This window comes from Mesorhizobium sp. M7A.F.Ca.CA.002.05.1.1, assembly GCF_003998335.1.
GTDB lineage: Bacteria > Pseudomonadota > Alphaproteobacteria > Rhizobiales > Rhizobiaceae > Mesorhizobium.
Window position 1 is genome coordinate 1 of sequence record NZ_RZQI01000638.1, and the last position, 3,503, is coordinate 3,503.

At 65.8% G+C, this 3,503-nt stretch carries 3 protein-coding genes; all 3 read left to right on the forward strand.

Features of this window, described 5'->3' with window-relative positions; translation table 11 throughout:
* A partial coding sequence (locus tag EN939_RS25600) for a cell division protein FtsQ/DivIB (RefSeq protein WP_164751215.1) occupies positions 1 to 838 on the forward strand: 838 nt, incomplete at its 5' end.
* On the forward strand, positions 835 to 2,142 hold the full coding sequence (gene ftsA, locus EN939_RS25605) for a cell division protein FtsA (protein WP_127270576.1): 1,308 nt from the start codon (positions 835 to 837) through the stop codon (positions 2,140 to 2,142). The genes EN939_RS25600 and ftsA, both read left to right, overlap by 4 nt.
* Before the next feature lie 68 nt (positions 2,143 to 2,210).
* Positions 2,211 to 3,503 (forward strand): cell division protein FtsZ (gene ftsZ, locus EN939_RS25610; protein WP_127270578.1); only part of this gene is annotated, 1,293 nt, incomplete at its 3' end.

A 3,503-nucleotide genomic window follows, 5' to 3' on the forward strand; every position in this document is an offset into this window, starting at 1 on the left:
GCGCCGCCCGGTGCGCATTCTGGCGCGCCTGGGCGTCGGGGAATTCCAGGCGCCGCGCTTTTCCGCGGCCATGATGTCGGCCGTGCTGATTTTCTCGAGCAGTGCCTATGGCGCCTATCTCGGCGGTCATGTCGAGGGTATCGTGCAGAGCATCACCGCCCGTACCGGCTTTGCCGTCGATCAGGTCAAGGTGGTCGGCAATCGCCAGACCTCGGAAATCGACATACTCGACAGGCTTGAACTCGACGGTTGGACGTCGCTGATCGGCTTTAATGCCGAGGCCGCGCGGGAACGAATTGCGACATTGCCGTGGATCGAGGTCGCGGCCGTCCGCAAGGTCTACCCGCATACTCTGGAAGTGCGCGTCGAGGAGCGTGAGGCTTTCGCGCTCTGGCAACAGGGTGACGCGCTTTCGGTCATCGAGCGGAATGGCGCCATGATCGCGCCGTTCTCGGGCGGCAAGCAGGCGCTCCTGCCGCTGCTGATCGGCATCGGCGCGCCGGCGAGCGCGCCCGATTTCCTGGCCAAGGTCGAGAAATATCCCGAGCTCGCGAGCCGGATCAAGGGTTATATCCGTGTTGGCGAACGGCGCTGGGACCTGAAGCTGGACAATGGCATCACCATCAAGCTTCCCGAGGATGACGAGGAACAGGCGCTCGCCGAACTCGTCAAGATGGATCATGACAACGGCTTGCTGTCGCGCGACATCGCCGCCGTCGACATGCGCCTGACGGACCGGCTGGTCGTGCAGTTGACGGCGGAAGCGGCGACGCAGCGCGAAGCCGCCCTCAACGAGAAACCCAAGAGCCTGAAGCGCAAGCCGGAGACGAAGATATGAACTGGCTTGGCGGTCCTGGCGATGCCGCGTCGCGCCGGTCCGGCACCCTGACGGTGCTGGATGTCGGTTCGAGCAAGGTCTGCTGCATGGTGGCCAAGCTGAAGCCATGCGATGACGGCAAGCTGCTGCGCGGCCGCTCGCACCGGATCCAGGTGATCGGCATCGGCCATCAGAAATCGCAAGGCGTGAAGTCGGGTGTCGTGGTTGACCTCGATAGGGCGGAACATGCCATCCGCCTTTCCGTCGACGCGGCCGAGCGCATGGCCGGGCTAACGGTCGATTCGCTGATCGTCAACATGACGGCCGGCCGGCTGAAGAGCGAAGCCTTCTCCGCCACCATCAATCTAGGCGGCCACGAGGCCGACGAGGCCGACATCAAGCGCGTTCTCGGTGCCGGCGCCAAGCAGGCGCTGAAGGCCGAGCGCGAGGTGATCCATTCGCTTCCCGTCGGTTTCTCGCTCGATGCCGAACGCGGCGTGCGCGATCCGCGCGGCATGGTCGGCGACGCACTCGGCGTCGACATGCATGTGCTGACCGGCGACGCCGCGCCGATGCGCAATCTGGAGCTTTCCATCAACCGTTCGCATCTGTCGGTCGAGCGCATGGTGGCGACGCCCTATGCCAGCGGCCTGGCGGCCTTGGTCGACGACGAGCTGGAAATGGGCGCGGCCTGCATCGACATGGGCGGCGGCACGACGACGATCTCGGTGTTTTCGGAAGGCAAGTTCGTCCATGGCGACGCCATCGCCATCGGCGGCAACCACGTCACGATGGACATGGCCAAGGGGCTGTCGACCTCGCTCGATGCCGCCGAACGGCTGAAGGTGATGCATGGCTCGGCACTGCCGGGCAGCGCCGACGACCGCGACCTGGTCTCGATCCAGCCGATCGGCGACGACGGTGACGTGCCCTTGCAGATCCCGCGCTCGGTGATGACGCGCATCGTGCGCGCCCGCATCGACGAGACGCTCGAACTGCTGCGCGACCGGCTGAACAAGTCCGGCTATGGCAATGCAGTGGGCAAGCGTGTGGTTCTTACCGGTGGCGCCAGCCAGCTTGCCGGCCTGCCGGAGGCGGCGCGCCGCATCCTGGGACGCAATGTGCGCATCGGCCGCCCGCTCGGCGTGGCCGGTCTGCCGGAAGCGGCGAAGGGGCCGGCCTTCTCGGCTGCGGTGGGGCTTCTGATCTATCCGCAGATGGCGAGCTTCGAGAGCCATCCGGCGAAAGGAATTTCCGGTCTCAAAATGACCGGAACGGGCGGAAAACTGCATCGCATGAGTCAGTGGTTGAGAGACAGTTTCTAAAATTGACGGGGACAGCCCCATAGGCGGCCGCGGCGGCGAAGCGGCGTGAAAGGCAAAGGACGGAGACAATGACCATCAATCTGCAAAAGCCGGACATCACCGAGCTTAAGCCGCGCATCACCGTGTTCGGTGTCGGCGGCGGCGGCGGCAATGCCGTCAACAACATGATCACCGCCGGTCTGCGCGGTGTCGAGTTCGTGGTGGCCAACACCGACGCGCAGGCGCTGACCATGTCGAAGGCCGGCCGCCTGATCCAGCTCGGCGCGCATGTCACCGAAGGCCTTGGCGCCGGCTCGCAGCCGGAAGTCGGCCGTGCGGCGGCGGAAGAGTGCATCGATGAAATCCTCGATCACCTGACCAACACCCATATGTGCTTCGTCACCGCCGGCATGGGCGGCGGCACCGGCACCGGTGCTGCTCCGGTCGTTGCCCGCGCAGCGCGCGAAAAGGGCATCCTCACCGTCGGCGTCGTCACCAAGCCGTTCCACTTCGAAGGCCAGCGCCGCATGAAGACAGCGGATTTCGGCATCGAGGAATTGCAGAAATGCGTCGATACGCTGATCGTCATCCCCAACCAGAACCTGTTCCGGCTGGCCAATGACAAGACCACCTTCGCCGATGCCTTCGCCATGGCCGACCAGGTGCTCTATTCCGGTGTCGCCTGCATCACCGACCTGATGGTCAAGGAAGGCCTGATCAATCTCGACTTCGCCGACGTCCGTTCCGTCATGCGCGAGATGGGCAAGGCGATGATGGGCACCGGCGAGGCTTCCGGCGAGGGCCGCGCGATGGCCGCCGCCGAAGCGGCGATCGCCAACCCGCTGCTCGACGAGACATCGATGAAGGGCGCCAAGGGCCTGCTGATCTCGATCACCGGCGGCCGCGACCTGACGCTGTTCGAAGTCGACGAAGCCGCGACCCGTATCCGCGAGGAAGTCGACCAGGACGCCAACATCATCCTGGGCGCCACTTTCGACGAGGAACTCGAAGGCGTCATCCGCGTCTCGGTGGTTGCCACCGGCATCGACAAGTCGGCGGCTGAAATCGCCGCCGCGCCGATCTCGATCCGCACGGCGCCTCCGAAGCCGGCCAGCCGCCCGGCGGCTCAGATCGCGGAGGTTCGTCCGGCGCCTGTCCAGCAGGCGGCATACGAGCCACGCGCTATCGACCCGGTCGCGGAAGCCATCCATCTGGCCGAAGCCAATGCGGCGGCCATGGCGCAGGCGCGCCCGGCCCCGGTCGCCCACGCTGAAGATTTCCGCCCGCAGAGCAAGATCTTCCAGGCGCCGCCCGCCCAGCCGATGCCGCAGCCGGTGGTCCAGCAGATGCAGCCGGCCCCGCAGCCGCGCGAGATGCTGCAG

What these genes read in the sequence shown, in the direction of transcription:
- ftsA (WP_127270576.1), top strand. Translation starts at nt 835, where the DNA reads ATGAACTGGCTTGGCGGTCCTGGCGATGCCGCGTCGCGCCGGTCCGGC.